Source organism: Mycobacterium sp. M23085, from assembly GCF_045343915.1.
Classification (GTDB): Bacteria; Actinomycetota; Actinomycetes; order Mycobacteriales; family Mycobacteriaceae; genus Mycobacterium.
The window spans coordinates 2,169,269-2,186,263 of record NZ_CP174280.1 but is presented as its reverse complement, the minus strand read 5'-3'; the positions used below and the strand labels follow the sequence as shown (position 1 = coordinate 2,186,263).

Sequence of the window (16,995 nt, the reverse complement as noted above, 5' to 3'; positions counted from 1 at the left end):
GGAACCGAACGACCGCCCCGGGGGTCGTATTCGGTATGGCTGCATCGAACACAGTGAGCACCGACTTCGACCTGATGCGGTCGGTGGCGGGCACCACCGACTCCCGCAACGAGGAAATCAGGGCGATGTTGCAGGCGTTCGTCGGCCGCATGAACGGCGTGCCGCCGTCGGCGTGGGGCGGGCTCGCGGCCGCGCGGTTCAAAGACGTGATGGACCGCTGGAACGCGGAGTCGGTGAGGCTGTATCACTCCCTGAACAGCATCGCCGACACCATTCGGCACAACGCGGCCACCCTGCAGGAGGCCGGCCAAAGCCACGCACACCACATCGCCGCCGCCGGCGGAAACCTGTGACGAGGAAGGATCCCCATGGACCCGGTGCTCTCCTATAACTTCGGCGAAATCGAACACTCGGTGCGCCAGGAAATTCACGCCACGTCGGCCCGCTTGAACGCCGCTCTGGACGAGCTGAGATCTCAAATCGCCCCGCTGCAGCAGCTGTGGACCAGTGAAGCGGCCGCCGCCTACCAGGCTGAGCAGCTGAAATGGCACCAGTCGGCGACCGCGCTGAACGAGATACTGGCCGAGCTGGGAAACGCCGTCCGCGACGGTGCGGACGAGGTGGCCAACGCCGACCGGAGGGCCGCCGGCGCCTGGGCGCGGTAGCGGCCGAGAGACCACCGCGCGGAGGTAGCCGCGCCGTGAGACTGTGTGGTCCTGACGGGGGAGAGCCGTTGGGACCACACAGTCATTTTGACCTGCGGGGATGGCGGTCGGTAAGCTGCTCCGTTGGCGTGCGGTACGCCGGGGCCTCGGGTCAATGTCGGTCGCCGAGACCAAGCCCTTGCCGCGAACGCCTGACCGGCCCCCGGGTCACACCGGGACCCACCCTCGAGAGAAAGAATGGTAAGCGCTGTGCCTACGTACACGCCGAAGGCGGGTGACACCACGAGGTCGTGGCACGTCATCGACGCCACGGACGTGGTGCTTGGCCGCCTTGCCGTCGCGGCAGCCACCCTGCTGCGCGGCAAGCACAAGCCGACGTTCACCCCCAATGTCGACGGCGGTGACTTCGTCATCGTGATCAACGCCGACAAGGTCGCCTTCAGCGGCCAGAAGCTGGACAAGAAGCTGGCTTACCGCCACTCGGGGTATCCCGGCGGTCTGAGCAGCCGAACCATCCGTGAGCTGATGGACAAGCACCCGGACCGCGTCGTGCAGGACGCGATCATCGGCATGCTGCCCAAGAACAAGCTGGCCCGGCAGATCGCGCGCAAGCTGCACGTCTACGCCGGCCCGACGCACCCCCACGCCGCACAACAGCCCCTTCCGTACGAGATCAAGCAGGTGGCCCAGTGACCGAACCGACCGAGGCCCTGGAGAACCCGGAGAACCCGGAAACCGCAGAAGTCGCAGAGCCCGCAGCCGAGACGGTGGTCGTCGCCGAGGTGACCGAAGCCCCGGTCGAGGCCGCCGAGACCGCCGCGGCTCCCGCGCCCGCCGAGTCCTTCGTGTTCGACCGGCCCATCCAGACCGTCGGCCGCCGCAAGGAGGCCGTGGTGCGGGTGCGCCTGGTGCCCGGCACCGGCAAGTTCAACCTGAACGGCCGCACCCTGGAGGGCTACTTCCCCAACAAGGTGCACCAGCAGCTCATCAAGGCCCCGCTGGTCACCGTCGACCGGGTGGACAGCTTCGACATCTACGCGCTGCTGCACGGCGGCGGCCCGTCGGGGCAGGCCGGCGCGCTGCGGCTGGGCATCGCCCGGGCGCTGATCCTGGCCCAGCCCGAGGACCGGCCCCCGCTGAAGAAGGCCGGCTTCCTCACCCGTGACCCGCGGGCCACGGAGCGCAAGAAGTACGGCCTGAAGAAGGCCCGTAAGGCACCTCAGTACAGCAAGCGCTGATCAGCGGTCGCTAACTGGCCACAACTTGGCATCGCGGTGCACAAGTTGTGGCCGGTTGCGGCGTGTCTGCGCCCTTACGCGACCCGTTTCGTCCACAAAGGAACGGGCACGTTAGGTGCTAGCCCGACAACTGTGAGAGGTTTGGTCGCATGGGTCGACTATTCGGCACCGACGGTGTCCGTGGGGTCGCCAATCGCGAGTTGACCGCCGAGCTGGCGCTGGCGCTGGGTTCCGCGGCGGCGCGGCACCTGGCGAGCGCTCCGGCACCGGGCCGACGGGTCGCGGTGATCGGCCGCGACCCGCGGGCCAGCGGAGAGATGCTGGAGGCGGCGGTGATCGCCGGGCTGACCAGCCAGGGCGTCGACGCGCTGCGGGTGGGGGTGCTGCCCACCCCCGCGGTGGCCTACCTGACCGGCGCCTACGACGCCGACTTCGGCGTGATGATCTCGGCGTCGCACAATCCGATGCCCGACAACGGCATCAAAATCTTCGGCCCCGGCGGCCACAAGCTCGACGACGGCACCGAGGACCAGATCGAGGCGTTGCTCGCCGATGTCGAGTCCGATCCCGGGTCGCGCCCGGTCGGCGCCGGTATCGGGCGGGTCATCGACGCCGAGGACGCGGCCGACCGCTACCTGCGCCACCTGAGCAAGGCCAGCACGCTGCGCCTCGACGGGCTGACGGTGGTGGTGGACTGCGCCCATGGGGCGGCCTCCGCGGTGGCTCCCCGCGCCTACCGCGCGGCCGGTGCCCGGGTAATCGCCATCAACGCCGATCCCAACGGGCTCAACATCAACGACAACTGCGGTTCGACGCACCTGGATTCGCTGCGCGCGGCCGTGGTCGCGCACCGCGCCGACCTGGGCCTGGCCCACGACGGGGACGCCGATCGCTGCCTGGCCATCGACGCCGACGGCAACCTGGTCGACGGCGACCACATCATGGTGGTGCTCGCGCTGGCGATGCGCGATGCCGGCGAGCTGGCGTCCAAGACCCTGGTCACCACCGTGATGAGCAACCTGGGGCTGCACCTGGCCATGCGCTCGGCCGGAATCACGGTGCGCACCACCGGCGTCGGCGACCGCTACGTGGTGGAGGAATTGCGGGCCGGCGACTACAGCCTCGGCGGCGAGCAGTCCGGGCACATCGTGATGCCCGCGTTGGGCTCGACCGGCGACGGCATCGTCACCGGCCTGCGGCTGATGACCAGGATGGTGCAGACCGGCTCGTCGCTGGCCGAGCTGGCCTCGGCGATGCAGACGCTGCCGCAGGTACTGATCAACGTCACGGTCGCCGATAAGGACATCGCCGCCGCGGCGCCCGCGGTGCAGAGCGCCCTGGGGCAGGCCGAGGCCGAGCTGGGCGACACCGGCCGAATCCTGTTGCGCCCGTCGGGAACCGAGCCGATGATCCGCGTGATGGTGGAAGCGCCGGAAAAGGATATCGCTGCGCGGATCGCCACCCGGGTCGCCGAAGCGGTCAGCGACGCGCTGTAGATCTCCCCGGAACCCCGCCGCGCCCGAGGGCGTCGGATAAGGCATGAAATTCGTTGGGGGAACGTGCCAGGCGGCCGTCGACCGCACACAGATCGACGTGCCGGCGGCACAGCGGGTCGCTAATCAATTCGCCATGGCGGCCGATTTCATCGACCGCGCGGTCAGTGCCCACCTGTCCAGGCTGGCTTTCGGCGGGGCCGGCGCCGGCCGCGAACACACCGCACGCGGCGACATGCTGCGCGCCGAATTGGAGCGCCTGGTGGCGCAAATGTCGCAGTGGTCGCGGGCGTCGGGCGAGATCGCCGCGGCGCTGCGATCCAGCGCCGAGCGCTACGCCGACGCCGAATTCTATGCCGCGGCCCGGATCGCCTAAGCCGTGGCCGACCGATTGGACGTGGCCGCACGGCTCGCCGAGGGCCGGGATGCCGTCGAGCACACCCAGGCATACGTGTGGGCCTGCCATGCGCTGGGTTACCAAAACCCGGACCTGACAACGCATCCCGCGCAGATCCGGGAATGGTATGCGGGGCAGGACGGCCTGGACCTGCGTGCGCTGGACCGCGACTGCGCCGAGCTACGGGCGGCGGGTGTGGTGGCCGCCGAAGCGCTGCGCATGCAGCGTGCCCAGGTGGCCGAGCTGGCCGCGGCGTGGACGGGTCCGGGCGGCGACGCCGCGGTGCAGCTGTTGCAGCGGCATTGCGACACCGCGGACGCCGTCGCCACCGAACTGCGCGCGGCGGCCCAACGGTGCGAGTCACTGCGCGACAACCTGTGGTATCTGGTCGATTCGGGGGTGGCGACCGCCATCGTCGTCGACGACCGCGTGCGCGTTCAGCGGCCGGCGTGGCTGGCCGCCGCCGCCGCGGTCATGGCGGGAGACCGGGACGGCGCGGCCGACGTTGTGCACCGGCAGGTAATGCCGTACGTGGACAACGACATTCGCAACGACTGGTTGACGGCGATGCGGTCCACCTCGGACGGGATCGAGACGTCTTACGCCATGGTCATCGACAAGTTGACCGCGGTGCCGACGGCGTGCTTCGAATTTCCCGGTGATCTCGGGACGGGCGTTGTGCCGGTGCAGCCCGCTGCACCGGTGGCCGAGCCCCTGCCGGCGCCAGACCCCGCGCCGACGCTGGCGGCCGCCGTGCCCGGCCCGGTCAGTGCCGCACCGGATCCGGTGACCCCGGCACCGCCGCCGGTCGCCGCCGCGCCTGGGCCGGACTGGGGAGCCGCGCTCGGCGACGCCCTGGGCATGCCGGCGGGTGAGCTGGGCGGTTTGGGCGGCGGAGACCCCGGCGGTGGGCTCGGCGGTGGGGGATTCGGCGGTGGTGGCGGCCTGCTCGGGCTTGCCGGCCGGATCGTCGACGCGGTGGGCGGGCTGATCGGATCCGCCGGTGATGGGCCGGGCGGTGCGGCCGCCTTGACCGACGACGCGGATTCGTTCGACGAAACTCCTTTTCACCCCAACGATTCCGAGGACGTCGTGGCCGACAAGGAGGCCGATGCTGATGACCCCACCGAAGCCGACCAGGCCCCGCCCGTCGACGAACCTCGGCCCGACGACTCCGCCCAGCCCGTCGACACACCGCAGCCGGCCGGCACACCGCCCCCGGCTGACACAGCGCCACCGGGGTCTCCGCCGCCCGAACCTCCCGCCGCACCCGCCGCCGGGCCGGCACCCGAGCCCGGCCCGGCGAAAACGCCGTGCGAGATTGCCGCGGACCAGCTTCCGCAGGCGGGGCAGTGACCGCTCAGGCGGGCTTCAGCTTCAAGGCTTCCTCGACGAAGCGCACGGATTCGGCGCGGTCGGTGGACAGCGGGTTCACCAGCAGCGTCGTCACACCGGACTCGGCGAACGCGGCCATGCGTTCGGCGACGTATCCGGGCGGGCCGATCAGCGACATGCCGCGCACCAGCTCATCGGGCACGGCGTCGATGGCCTCCTGCTTGCGGCCGGACAGGTACAGCTCCTGGATGCGGTCGGCGACCTCACCGAACCCGTAGCGCGTCGCCAGATTGTGATAGAAATTGCGGCCTTTGGCGCCCATCCCGCCGATGTAGAGGCCCAACTGCGGCTTGACCCACGCCAGCCGCTCGTCGAGGTTGTCCCCGATGGCCAGCGACGCGTGCACCATCACATCCAGCGGTCCCAGCGCGGGATCACGCTTGGCGGCACCGGCCGCCAGCGACTCGCCCCAGACCGAGTCCGCCTGATCCGGCAGGTAGAAGACGGGCTGCCAGCCCTCGGCGATCTCGGCGGTGAGCTCGACATTCTTCGGGCCCAGCGCGGCGATGCTGACCGGAATGCGTTCGCGCACCGGGTGATTGATGAGCTGCAGTGACTTGCCCAGGCCCGTGCCGCGATCCGCCGGCAACGGCACCTGGTAGTGCTTGCCGTCGTACTGCACGCGTTCGCGGCGCCACACCTTGCGGCAGATCTCCACGATCTCGCGGGTGCGCCCGATCGGGGCGTCGAACGGGACCCCGTGGAACCCCTCGATGACCTGCGGCCCCGAGGTGCCGATGCCGAGCCGGAACCGCCCGTCGGACACGTAATCCAGCCCCGCCGCCGTCATCGCCAGCAGCGACGGCGTCCGGATGTAGATGGGCAGCACGCCGGACGCCAACTCGACGGTGTGCGTCTTGGCCGCCAGATAGCCCAACTGGCTGATGGCGTCGAAGGCATACGCCTCGGCCACCGCCACGACCTCGATGCCGGACTTTTCGAGTTCGACCACTCGGTCGACGGCCTCGTGGAAGCCGCCCGAATAATTCAGAGCGATCCCGATTCGCATCACTGACACTTACCACGCCGGCGCGCGGCCGCGTTGGCCGTCGGCGGACCGGCAGCCTCACTTCAGCAGGGCGACGATCTTCTCTTCCAGCGGAATCGCCTCGGCCTCGGGGTCGATCGCATCCGTGCCCGGCAGGTGTACCTCCGGGTCGGCGAAATCGCGGTACTTCTTGTCGCCGCCCAGGGTGTAGAGCAGGTAGCCGGTCAGCAGCGCCCGGACCGACCGCTGGGTGCGCCGGTGCGGCCCGGGCAGTCCCAGCACAGTGGTCAGCCGCCGGCCCTCGACCAGCCCGCCGGGTTGGGCCTTGCTGACGACGCGCAGCGTCGCCGCGTCCCACACGTCGGCGAGCGCCAACGCGTTGGAGTTCAGCGTTTTCGGTTCGCCCGGCGCGGTGAAGATCACCCCGGGGACCTTCAGCGTGGCGGCCGGCTGCTGGGCCGGCGGGCTGGTGACGCTGGGGAAAATCGCCGCCACGGCGGCGGGCTTGGCCGGCATCCCGGCCGCGGCGAACACCGCCGCCGAACCGCCGAAACCGTGCCCGGCCACGCCGAGCTTGGCCGGGTGCACGCTGATCTTGCCGGGGCCCAGGCGCACGCCCGACACGATGTCCAGGGTGGTGCCCAGGTCGAACGCCAGGTTCAGTACCGACGGGGCCACGCCGCGCTGGGTCTCGGGAGCGCCGGCCACGATGCCCCAGGACGCCAGATGCTCCAGCAGGTTCGAATACCGCCCCGCCCCGGCGAGCCAGTCATGGCCGAACGCCACGCCCGGCAGGTTCAGCCCCTCCTCGGGGGTGTACACCACGCCCGGCAGGCCGGCAAAAGCCAGGTCACCACGCAAAACCCGATGCGGTCCACGGCGGCGGAGAGCTGCGACGAGCTTGCGGATGCGGGCCACGCGTTGACGTTAGCGCATCGCAATCGGGCGCCGGGGTGCAAGGAACGCCGGCCGGCGTGCCCGCCGCGGGCGCGGACCCTGCTAGCCCCTGACCTCGATGACGCCCATCCGCCACAGCGCCGCGTAGACCTGGTGCAGCGGGACGGACAGCAGCTGGGCGGTCATGTCCATCAACGGGTTCCCGGAGCCGGCCGGCGCCTGCGGGCGCGGCTTGGGCGTCTGCACGGGCGCCGGCGCCATGGGGGCGGGCACCACATCGTCGTAGCGAACTGCGGTCATGATTGCCTCCTCATGGCGCCCGGCGGGCGGTCCGAAAAGTTACGCATGTCGATACGACCCGTTGCACAATTCCCGGTTAACAACCACTGACGACTGAATTCATGGCTCCGCTAAAAGCGTGACCCCAGGTAGCCAGAATATCTGGCCTATGTCTGACAAACGCCGGACGGCAGATCATTGACCACGGTTTCGTGGCTGGCAGGACGTGTAATCGTGATCGGATGGCCCTCGAGCCGCCCGGCTTTCCGGTGGCTTGAGATCTTTTCCAATATTTGCTGATATGTCGAATGTTAGGGCGCTGTGTCCCGGCAGCGCTGCTGCGACACGAAAACGTCACAAATACAGCGGGTGAAGAGATTTCCGCCGTTTATGACGATTGAGTGAATGCGCCGTCAGCGTCCCGGTGCGGATACGCCGGCGGATGGGTCAGCGCGTTGTGGGTCTGCGCGGCGCGGTACACCGCTTCGCACCGGCAACAGGGCCCTTTGCGCAGGTGGGCGGCCTAATCACAGCCGCGGAGTGCCAGGTTGGTCCGCCACCTGCACTACCCTGTTCAGAATGTGCGGAATTGTCGGCTACGTCGGGCAGCAGCCCGCCTGTCAGGTCGTCATGGCCGCGCTACGCCGGATGGAGTACCGCGGCTACGACTCGTCGGGCATCGCCTTGGTCGACGGCAGTGGCCCGTCGGCGGGCACCCTGACGGTCAGCCGTCGCGCCGGCCGGCTGGCCAACCTGGAAGAGGCCGTCGCCCAGATGCCGGCGTCGTCGCTGACCGGGACCACCGGCCTGGGCCACACCCGGTGGGCCACCCACGGACGTCCCACCGACCGCAACGCCCACCCGCACCGCGACGCCGCCGGCAAGATCGCGGTGGTCCACAACGGCATCATCGAGAACTACGCCAACCTGCGCCACGAGCTGGAGGCCCACGGCGTGGAGTTCGCCAGCGACACCGACACCGAGGTGGCGGTGCACCTGGTCGCACAGGCATACCGGCACGGCCCCACCGCGGGCGACTTCGTCGCGTCGGTGCTGGCGGTGCTGCGCCGGCTGGACGGCCACTTCACATTGGTGTTCGCCAACGCCGACGACCCCGGCACCATCGTCGCCGCCCGCCGCTCCACCCCGCTGGTGATCGGCATCGGCGACGGGGAGATGTTCGTCGGCTCCGACGTGGCGGCGTTCATCCCGCACACCCGCAACGCCATCGAACTCGGCCAGGACCAGGCCGTGGTGCTCACCGCGAATGGCTACCGGATCACCGACTTCGACGGCAACGAGGACCTCGGCCCCGGGGCATACCGCGAGTTCCACATCGACTGGGACCTGGCCGCCGCCGAAAAGGGCGGCTACGAGTACTTCATGCTCAAGGAGATCGCCGAGCAGCCCGCCGCGGTGGCCGACACCCTGCTGGGACACTTCGTCGACGGCCGGATCGTCCTCGACGAGCAGCGCCTGTCCGATCAGGAACTCCGCGAGATCGACAAGGTCTTCGTGGTGGCCTGCGGCACCGCCTATCACTCCGGGCTGCTGGCGAAGTACGCGATCGAGCACTGGACGCGGCTGCCGGTCGAGGTCGAGCTGGCCAGCGAATTCCGGTACCGCGACCCGGTTCTGGACCGCAGCACCCTGGTGGTCGCCATCTCGCAGTCCGGCGAAACCGCGGACACGCTCGAGGCGGTCCGGCACGCCAAGGAGCAGAAGGCCAAGGTCTTGGCGATCTGCAACACCAACGGCTCGCAGATCCCGCGCGAGTGCGACGCCGTGCTGTACACCCGCGCCGGCCCCGAGATCGGGGTCGCCTCGACCAAGACGTTCCTGGCGCAGATCACCGCCAACTACCTGGTCGGGCTGGCGCTGGCGCAGGCCCGCGGCACCAAGTACCCCGACGAGGTCTGGCGCGAATACCACGAGCTGGAAGCGATGCCGGACCTTGTCGCGCGGGTCATCGCGTCGATCAAGCCGGTGGCCGCCCTGGCGTATCAATTCGCCCAGTCCCCGACGGTGCTGTTCCTGGGCCGCCACGTCGGCTACCCGGTGGCGCTGGAAGGCGCGCTGAAGCTCAAGGAATTGGCCTACATGCATGCCGAGGGATTCGCCGCCGGCGAGCTCAAGCACGGCCCCATCGCGCTGATCGAAGACGATCTGCCGGTCATCGTCATCATGCCGTCCCCCAAGGGGTCGGCCGTGCTGCACGCCAAGCTGTTGTCCAACATCCGCGAAATCCAGGCCCGCGGCGCGGTAACCATCGTCATCGCCGAGGAAGGCGACGACACCGTGCGGCCCTACGCCGACCACCTCATCGAAATCCCCACCGTGTCAACGCTTCTGCAGCCGCTGCTGTCGACCATCCCGCTTCAGGTGTTCGCCGCGTCGGTGGCGCAGGCCCGCGGCTACGACGTCGACAAGCCGCGAAACCTGGCCAAGTCCGTCACCGTGGAATAGGTGAGCATCGGCGGGAAATAGCCTGCGCCGCTTCGCCCGGATACCCCGCGGACACGCGGCCGATCCATTACATTGCCCTGGGACAGCGTTTGCGGCAGGCGGGTTGGGTTGAGTCCGTGCGGGAGGAAGTATGCGATCGGCCGGGAAGTACGGCGTCGTAGGTCTGGTCGTCCTCATCCTCGCGGCATACGTGGTGGCGGTCGCGATGTACGCGCAGAGCGGCACCGGCCAGCGGCTGGACGTGACCACTCCGGTCGGCGACGGCGACAGGCCGTCGGCGACGATCAACGTCGAAGACATCCAGTCCAACAACAGCGTGCTCGCCGTCAATCTGGCGTTCAACCCCGGGTCGGCGTTACTGGACCCGAAGACCCATCACCTCAAGGACGATCTCAGCCTGCGCGTCAGGTCGGCCGCGATGCCTGCCCGGCACACCTGGACCAAGGGCATGCTGCCCGGCCTGATGGCGGTCCCGCTGACCATCGCCGGGCAGATCGAGCGCTGGCCCTTCGACCAATACCACTCGGGGCCGATCGAAGTGGAGATCTTCTACGGCCCTGACACCGACCGGGCACCCGACCACGTGCCGGTCACCTTCGTCGACCACCTCTCGGGGTGGCGGCTATCCGCCACCAGGACCCAGGCGGACGGCCCCTACCGACTGAAGGTCCATCGTTCGCTCAGCACCGCGGCGTTCGCCATCGTCATCCTCGGCGTGCTCATCACGATCGCCAGTCTGGCTCTGGTCGTTGCGATTCAGACGGCGCGGGACCGGCGCCCGTTTCAGCCGCCGATGACGACGTGGTACGCGGCGATGCTGTTCGCGGTGGTGCCGCTGCGCAACGCGCTGCCCGGTTCGCCGCCGTTCGGCAGCTGGGTCGACATCACCGTCGTCATCTGGGTGCTGGTCGCGTTGGCGGTCTCGATGATTCTGTACATCGGCTGCTGGTGGCGGCATTTGAAGCCGGTGCCCGCGGACGCATCGGCAAGGCCGGCCCCCGCGCCGGCGGATCCGTCGCCCGCAGTGGCGGATCCGGCACCCGCACCGGCTAAGTAGCACCGGTGGCGGCGTGTTTGCCGCCGAAGTTGTCCGGCGCCGCGCCCCGCGTGCGAAGGTTGATGTCGTGGCGCATCCATCAGTTCGCAGGCGAGTGCGCAGCATGACGCTGGCGGTCTGGCACTTCGTCATCAACGCCCCGCTGACCTACGGTTGGCTGCTGGTGCTGATGGTCACGACCATCATCCAGACCCACCTCACCGGCCGGGAGCTGCACTCGGTACTGCTGCACCGCTCCACCAACATTCACGAGCTGGGCAGGGACCCGCTCGACGTGCTGTTCTCCAGCCTGCTGTGGATCGACGGCAAAAACTTCGAGCCCTATCTGTTGCTGTTCACCCTGTTTCTCGCGCCGGCCGAACACTGGCTCGGCCAGCTGCGCTGGCTCACTGTGGGATTGAGCTCGCACATCCTGGCCACCTACATCAGCGAAGGCATCCTCTATTTCGCGATCGAGGAACACGACGCCTCGCAACGGCTGGTGCACGCCCGCGACATCGGGGTCAGCTATTTCTTGGTCGGCGTGATGGCCGTGCTGACCTACCACATCGCCCGGCCTTGGCGGTGGGGCTACCTCGGGGTGTTGTTCATCATCTTCGGTTTCCCGCTGATCACCATGGGCGGCGAACTGAACTTCACCGCGATCGGGCACTTCACCTCGATCCTGATCGGCTTGTGCTTCTACCCGATGACGCGCACCAGCTCCAGACGCAGCAGCCCGGTGGGTCCGGCGCGGCTGCGGGCGATGGTGCGCCGCAACGTGCCGCCGGAAACCCCGTAGACCGCAAGCAATTCCGGAACGGTGTTGGCCGAAATCGCTTAGCCGTGGCTGTCACCCGTCGCCGACACGTAACCTGGCTCTGATGCGGCACTACTACTGCGTAGACGCGATCCGCGAAGCCGAGGCGCCACTGCTGGCCAGCCTGCCCGACGGTGCGTTGATGCGGCGTGCGGCCTATGGGCTGGCCACCGAGATCATCGGTGAGTTAGCCGCGCGCACCGGCGGGGTAACCGGGCGACGTGTGTGCGCGGTGGTCGGCTCGGGGGACAACGGCGGCGATGCGCTGTGGGCGGCCACTTTCCTGCGCCGTCGCGGCGCGGCCGCCGACGCCATCCTGCTCAACCCGGAGCGCACCCATCGCAAAGGCCTGGCGGCATTCCGGCGGGCGGGTGGCCGCATCGTCGAAAGTGTCTCGCCGACAACCGATCTCGTCATCGATGGCGTGGTGGGCATCTCCGGCTCCGGGGCGCTGCGACCCGCCGCGGCCGAGGTCTTCGCCGCGGTCGATGACGCGCGAATTCCGGTGATCGCCGTCGACATTCCCAGCGGCATCGACCCGGCGACCGGTGCGGTCGACGGCCCGGCGGTGCACGCCGTCCTGACCGTCACCTTCGGTGGACTCAAACCCGTGCACGCGCTCGCCGACTGCGGGCGGGTGAAGCTGATCGATATCGGACTGAACCTGCCCGACACCGACCTGTTGGGCTTCGAGGCCGCGGACGTGACCGCGCGCTGGCCGGTGCCCGGACCGCACGATGACAAGTACACCCAAGGTGTGACCGGGGTGATGGCCGGCTCGTCGACCTATCCGGGTGCGGCGGTGCTGTGCACCGGCGCCGCCGTCGCGGCGACCTCTGGCATGGTCCGCTACGCCGGCAGCGCGCACCGCGAGGTGCTCGCGCACTGGCCCGAGGTGATCGCCTCGCCCACGCCAGCGTCGGCCGGACGCGTGCAGTCCTGGGTCGTCGGGCCCGGACTGGGCACCGACGACGTCGGGGCCGCAGCGCTGTGGTTCGCGCTGGAAACCGACCTGCCGGTGATCGTGGACGCCGACGGGCTGACCATTCTGGCGGCCCATCCCGAACTGGTGGCCAACCGCACCGCGCCGACCGTGCTGACCCCGCACGCGGGTGAATTCGCCCGGCTGGCGGGTAACCCACCCGGTGATGACCGGGTGGGCGCGTGCCGCAAGCTGGCCGATGCGTTCGGAGCGACGGTGTTGCTCAAGGGCAACGTCACGGTCATCGCCGATCCGGGCGGCCCGGTCTACCTCAGTCCGGCCGGGCAGTCGTGGGCGGCGACCGCCGGCTCCGGTGACGTGTTGTCCGGCATGATCGGCGCGCTGCTGGCGTCGGGGCTGCCGCCGGCCGAGGCGGCGGCGGCCGCGGCTTTCGTGCACGCGCGCGCGGCGGCACTGTCGGCCGCCGACCCGGGCCCCGGCCAGGCGCCGACCTCGGCGTCACGCATGGTGCCACACATCCGGTCGGCCCTGGCCGCCCTTCAGGAGTAGACCCTTAGAAAGGATCGCGTCGTGCCCCAACACCCTTCCATGCCCGCGCACTCCATCGCGCCGGCCTACACCGGCCGGCTGTTCACCGCGCCGGTGCCGGCCCTGCGGATGCCCGATGAGTCGATGGACCCCGAGGCCGCCTACCGTTTCATCCACGACGAGCTGATGCTGGACGGCAGTTCCCGGCTGAATCTCGCGACATTCGTCACCACCTGGATGGATCCCGAGGCCGGGCGGCTGATGGCCGAGACGTTCGACAAGAACATGATCGACAAGGACGAGTACCCGGCGACCGCGGCCATCGAGCAGCGCTGCGTCTGCATGGTCGCCGACCTGTTCCACGCCGAAGGCCTCAACGACGCCGACCCCTACAGCGCGTGCGGGGTGTCCACCATCGGCTCCAGCGAGGCGGTGATGCTGGGCGGCCTGGCCATGAAGTGGCGGTGGCGGCAAAAGGTCGGCAAAGACTGGAAGACGCGCACGCCGAACCTGGTGATGGGCTCCAACGTCCAGGTGGTCTGGGAGAAGTTCTGCCGCTACTTCGACGTCGAGCCCCGTTACCTCCCCATGGAGGAGGGGCGCTACGTCATCACCCCCGAACAGGTCGTCGACGCCGTGGACGAGAACACCATCGGCGTGGTGGCGATCCTGGGCACCACCTACACGGGCGAGCTGGAACCGGTCGCCGACATCTGCGGAGCGCTGGACAAACTGGCGGCCGGCGGCGGCGTGGACGTTCCCGTGCACGTCGACGCCGCCAGCGGCGGATTCGTGGTGCCGTTCCTGCACCCGGAACTCAAGTGGGACTTCCGGCTGCCCCGCGTGGTGTCGATCAACGTCAGCGGGCACAAGTACGGGCTGACCTATCCCGGCGTCGGCTTCGTGGTGTGGCGCAGCAAGGAATACCTGCCCGAGGAGCTGGTGTTCCGGGTCAACTACCTCGGCGGCGACATGCCGACCTTCACGTTGAACTTCTCCCGCCCGGGCAACCAGGTCGTCGGCCAGTACTACAACTTCCTGCGGCTGGGCCGCGAGGGCTACACGCAGGTGATGCAGACGCTGTCGGCGACGGCGCGCTGGTTGGGCGAGCAGCTGCGCGTCAGCGAGCACTGCGAGCTGATCTCCGACGGTTCGGCGATCCCGGTGGTCGCGTTCCGGCTTGCCGGGGACCGCGGCTACACCGAGTTCGACGTCTCCCATGAGCTGCGCACCTACGGGTGGCAGGTGCCCGCGTACACGATGCCCGACAACGCCACCGACGTCTCGGTGCTGCGCATCGTGGTGCGCGAGGGCCTGTCGGCCGACCTGGCCCGGGCGTTGCACGACGACGCCCGCAGCGCGCTGGCCTCGCTGGACAAGGTCAAGCCCGGCGGCCACTACGACGAGCAGCACTTCGCGCACTGAGTCCTCGAGCAGGCTTCGTCACACCGGCCACACTGGCCCCAGCGGGGACCAGGCGCTCTGCCGGACCCCGCCGTCGGCGAGCGGTGTGTCCGACCCGTTCTGGGACAATGGTTGCTGCGAACTGACAGACAACCGAACGGGAGCGCGACTTCGTTGGCCGTTACGCCGATATCCCTGACACCGGGCGTCCTCGCTGAGGCCCTGGTCGACCTGGGCGCGATCGAGCACAACGTGCGGCTGCTGTGCGAGCAGGCCGGCCGCGCGCAGGTGATGGCCGTGGTCAAGGCCGACGGCTACGGACACGGAGCCGCCGAGACGGCGCGCGCCGCGCTGGCCGCGGGGGCCGCCGAGCTGGGTGTCGCCACCGTCGCCGAGGGTCTGGCGTTGCGCGCGGCCGGAATCACCGCCCCGGTGCTGGCCTGGCTGCACCCGCCCGGCGTCGACTTCGGGCCTGCGCTGCTGGCCGACGTCCAGGTCGCCGTGTCGTCGGAGCGCCAGCTCGACGAGGTGCTGGACGCGGCGCGCCGCACCGGCCGGACCGCGGCGGTCACCGTCAAGGTGGACACCGGGCTGAACCGCAATGGGGTGCCGCCCGCGCGGTATCCCTCGATGCTGACCGCGCTGCGCCGCGCCGTCGCCGAACAGGCCATCGTGTTGCGCGGCCTGATGTCGCACATGGTGTACGCCGATGAGCCCGCCAATCCGGTGAACAACCTTCAGGCCGAACGGTTCAGCGAGATGCTGGCCCAGGCCCACGATCGGGGTGTGCGGTTCGAGGTGGCGCACCTGTCGAATTCGTCGGCCACCATGTCGCGCCCCGACCTGGCCTTCGACATGGTGCGCCCGGGCATCGCGGTATACGGGCTGAGCCCGGTGCCCGAGCGTGGTGACATGGGTCTGGTGCCGGCGATGACGGTGAAATGCACTGTGGCACTGGTCAAGTCGATTCGCGCCGGCGAGAGTGTGTCCTACGGCCACACCTGGACCGCGCAGCGCGACACCACTCTCGCACTGATCCCGGTCGGCTACGCCGACGGCATCTTCCGGTCGCTGGGCGGCCGGCTGGAGGTGCTGATCAACGGCAGGCGCCGACCGGGCGTCGGGCGAATCTGCATGGACCAGTTCGTCGTCGACCTGGGCCCGGGCCGCACTGATGTGGCCGAGGGTGACGAAGCGATCCTGTTCGGGCCCGGCGCCGGCGGCGAGCCGACCGCGCAGGACTGGGCCGACCTGCTCGGCACCATCCACTACGAAGTGGTGACCAGCCCCCGCGGGCGGATCACCCGGACCTACCGCGAGGCGCACACCGTTGAGCCCTGAGCAACCCCGCCGGCGCCGCAAGGGCAGGGCCTGGCTAGCGGGAGGCGCGGGGGTGACCGCCGTCGCCACCATCATCGGAGCCTCCGCTCGCCGGTCGATGACCCAGCGCGCCACGGTCGAAGACCCTTACGCCCATGAGGATTTCAACCGGCTCGAGGACGACACCAGCCTGGTGGTGACCACCCCTGACGGGATACCGCTGGCGGTCCGCGAGGCCGGTCCGGCCGATGCGCCGCTGACCCTGGTGTTCGTCCACGGATTCTGCCTGCAGATGGGCGCCTTTCATTTCCAGCGCACCCGGCTGCCCGAGCAGCTCGGCCCGGACGTGCGGATGGTCTTCTACGACCAGCGGGGGCACGGCCGATCCGGCGAGGCCGACCCCGAGACCTACACGCTGACCCAACTCGGCAGGGACCTGCAAACCGTGCTGAACGTGGTGGCACCGCGCGGACTGGTGGTGCTGGTGGGCCACTCGATGGGCGGCATGACGGTGTTATCCCATGCCCGGCAGTTCCCCGAAGAGTACGGGCGCCGCATTGTGGGAGCCGCACTGATTTCCTCGGCGGCCGAAGGCGTTTCGAGGTCCCCACTCGGCGAGATCTTGAAAAACCCTGCGCTGGAAGCGGTTCGGGTCGCCGCACGGTCCGCGCCGAAGCTGATGCACCGCGGCCGCAACGTGTCCCGATCGTTGATCGGCCCGGTGCTGCGGGCCGCCTCCTACAGCGACCTGCAGGTCAGCCGGAGCCTGGACGCGTTCTCCCAGCGGATGATGAACAGCACCCCGATCCCCACCATGGTGGGTTTCCTGGACGCGTTGGAAGAGCACGACGAAACCGCCGGGCTGTGGACGCTGCTGCGCATCCCGACCCTGATCGCGTGCGGCGACCATGACCTGCTCACTCCGGACGAGTATTCCCGCAAGATGGCCGCCAGCCTGCCGCAGTCCGAACTGGTCATCGTCGCCGGGGCCAGCCACCTGGCGCTGCTGGACAAGCCCGAGGCCATCAACGCCGGCCTGGTCCGATTGGTCAGGCGGGCCACCCCGGGCAAGGCGGCGCTGCGGATGCGACGGATGCGAGAAAGGCTGCGGCGTCGTGGGTGAGCT

The 16,995-nt window shown here is 69.4% G+C and carries 17 protein-coding genes; 14 read left to right on the top strand and 3 right to left on the bottom strand.

Annotated features, from left to right (window positions below; genetic code table 11):
- The first annotated feature begins 35 nt into the window (after positions 1 to 35).
- The 7 genes from ACIUM1_RS09850 (at position 36) to ACIUM1_RS09820 (ending at position 5,149) form a co-directional block, all read left to right on the top strand.
- Entirely contained in the window at positions 36 to 353 is a 318-nt protein-coding gene (locus tag ACIUM1_RS09850; RefSeq protein WP_406816984.1) for a WXG100 family type VII secretion target, read from the top strand.
- A gap of 9 nt (positions 354 to 362) precedes the next feature.
- Complete coding sequence (locus ACIUM1_RS09845; RefSeq protein WP_406817620.1) at positions 363 to 665, top strand: WXG100 family type VII secretion target; 303 nt, start codon at positions 363 to 365, stop codon at positions 663 to 665.
- A gap of 249 nt (positions 666 to 914) precedes the next feature.
- Positions 915 to 1,358: a 50S ribosomal protein L13 gene (gene rplM, locus ACIUM1_RS09840; protein ID WP_406816983.1), complete on the top strand. Its 444-nt coding sequence runs from the start codon at positions 915 to 917 to the stop codon at positions 1,356 to 1,358.
- Between the two features lie 74 nt (positions 1,359 to 1,432).
- Positions 1,433 to 1,903: a 30S ribosomal protein S9 gene (gene rpsI, locus ACIUM1_RS09835; RefSeq protein ID WP_406817619.1), complete on the top strand. Its 471-nt coding sequence runs from the start codon at positions 1,433 to 1,435 to the stop codon at positions 1,901 to 1,903.
- Positions 1,904 to 2,052: 149 nt separating this feature from the next.
- Entirely contained in the window at positions 2,053 to 3,399 is a 1,347-nt protein-coding gene (gene glmM / locus ACIUM1_RS09830; protein ID WP_406816982.1) for a phosphoglucosamine mutase, read from the top strand.
- A 43-nt stretch (positions 3,400 to 3,442) separates the two neighbouring features.
- The gene (locus ACIUM1_RS09825; protein ID WP_406816981.1) at positions 3,443 to 3,772 is read left to right on the top strand and encodes a type VII secretion target; all 330 of its coding nucleotides are present in this window, start codon (positions 3,443 to 3,445) and stop codon (positions 3,770 to 3,772) included.
- A 3-nt stretch (positions 3,773 to 3,775) separates the two neighbouring features.
- Entirely contained in the window at positions 3,776 to 5,149 is a 1,374-nt protein-coding gene (locus ACIUM1_RS09820; protein ID WP_406816980.1) for a hypothetical protein, read from the top strand.
- Positions 5,150 to 5,153: 4 nt separating this feature from the next.
- On the opposite strand, the gene ACIUM1_RS09815 is transcribed toward ACIUM1_RS09820, so the two are convergent.
- The 3 genes from ACIUM1_RS09815 to ACIUM1_RS09805 form a co-directional block, all read right to left on the bottom strand.
- Complete coding sequence (locus ACIUM1_RS09815) at positions 5,154 to 6,197, bottom strand: LLM class F420-dependent oxidoreductase (RefSeq protein WP_406816979.1); 1,044 nt, start codon at positions 6,195 to 6,197, stop codon at positions 5,154 to 5,156.
- Between the two features lie 57 nt (positions 6,198 to 6,254).
- A complete protein-coding gene (locus tag ACIUM1_RS09810; protein WP_406816978.1) occupies positions 6,255 to 7,094 on the bottom strand; it encodes a dienelactone hydrolase family protein in 840 nt (279 codons plus the stop codon).
- 81 nt (positions 7,095 to 7,175) lie between these two features.
- On the bottom strand, positions 7,176 to 7,373 hold the full coding sequence (locus ACIUM1_RS09805; protein WP_406816977.1) for an Rv1535 family protein: 198 nt from the start codon (positions 7,371 to 7,373) through the stop codon (positions 7,176 to 7,178).
- A gap of 558 nt (positions 7,374 to 7,931) precedes the next feature.
- Between ACIUM1_RS09805 and glmS the strand changes: the two genes are divergently transcribed.
- The 7 genes from glmS to ACIUM1_RS09770 all read left to right on the top strand — a co-directional run bounded on the left by glmS (position 7,932) and on the right by ACIUM1_RS09770 (position 16,992).
- On the top strand, positions 7,932 to 9,818 hold the full coding sequence (gene glmS, locus ACIUM1_RS09800; protein ID WP_406816976.1) for a glutamine--fructose-6-phosphate transaminase (isomerizing): 1,887 nt from the start codon (positions 7,932 to 7,934) through the stop codon (positions 9,816 to 9,818).
- A gap of 130 nt (positions 9,819 to 9,948) precedes the next feature.
- Positions 9,949 to 10,875, top strand: coding sequence for a DUF4436 domain-containing protein (locus ACIUM1_RS09795; RefSeq protein ID WP_406816975.1), 927 nt, complete (start codon positions 9,949 to 9,951; stop codon positions 10,873 to 10,875).
- Between the two features lie 103 nt (positions 10,876 to 10,978).
- Positions 10,979 to 11,656 (top strand): rhomboid-like protein, encoded by a 678-nt coding sequence (locus ACIUM1_RS09790; protein ID WP_406817618.1) that lies wholly within the window; start codon positions 10,979 to 10,981, stop codon positions 11,654 to 11,656.
- 82 nt (positions 11,657 to 11,738) lie between these two features.
- Entirely contained in the window at positions 11,739 to 13,166 is a 1,428-nt protein-coding gene (locus tag ACIUM1_RS09785) for an NAD(P)H-hydrate dehydratase (protein ID WP_406816974.1), read from the top strand.
- Between the two features lie 39 nt (positions 13,167 to 13,205).
- Positions 13,206 to 14,570 (top strand): glutamate decarboxylase, encoded by a 1,365-nt coding sequence (locus tag ACIUM1_RS09780; protein ID WP_406817617.1) that lies wholly within the window; start codon positions 13,206 to 13,208, stop codon positions 14,568 to 14,570.
- Positions 14,571 to 14,723: 153 nt separating this feature from the next.
- Positions 14,724 to 15,890, top strand: coding sequence for an alanine racemase (gene alr, locus ACIUM1_RS09775; RefSeq protein ID WP_406816973.1), 1,167 nt, complete (start codon positions 14,724 to 14,726; stop codon positions 15,888 to 15,890).
- A 52-nt stretch (positions 15,891 to 15,942) separates the two neighbouring features.
- On the top strand, positions 15,943 to 16,992 hold the full coding sequence (locus tag ACIUM1_RS09770) for an alpha/beta fold hydrolase (protein ID WP_406816972.1): 1,050 nt from the start codon (positions 15,943 to 15,945) through the stop codon (positions 16,990 to 16,992).
- The last annotated feature ends 3 nt before the right edge of the window (positions 16,993 to 16,995 follow it).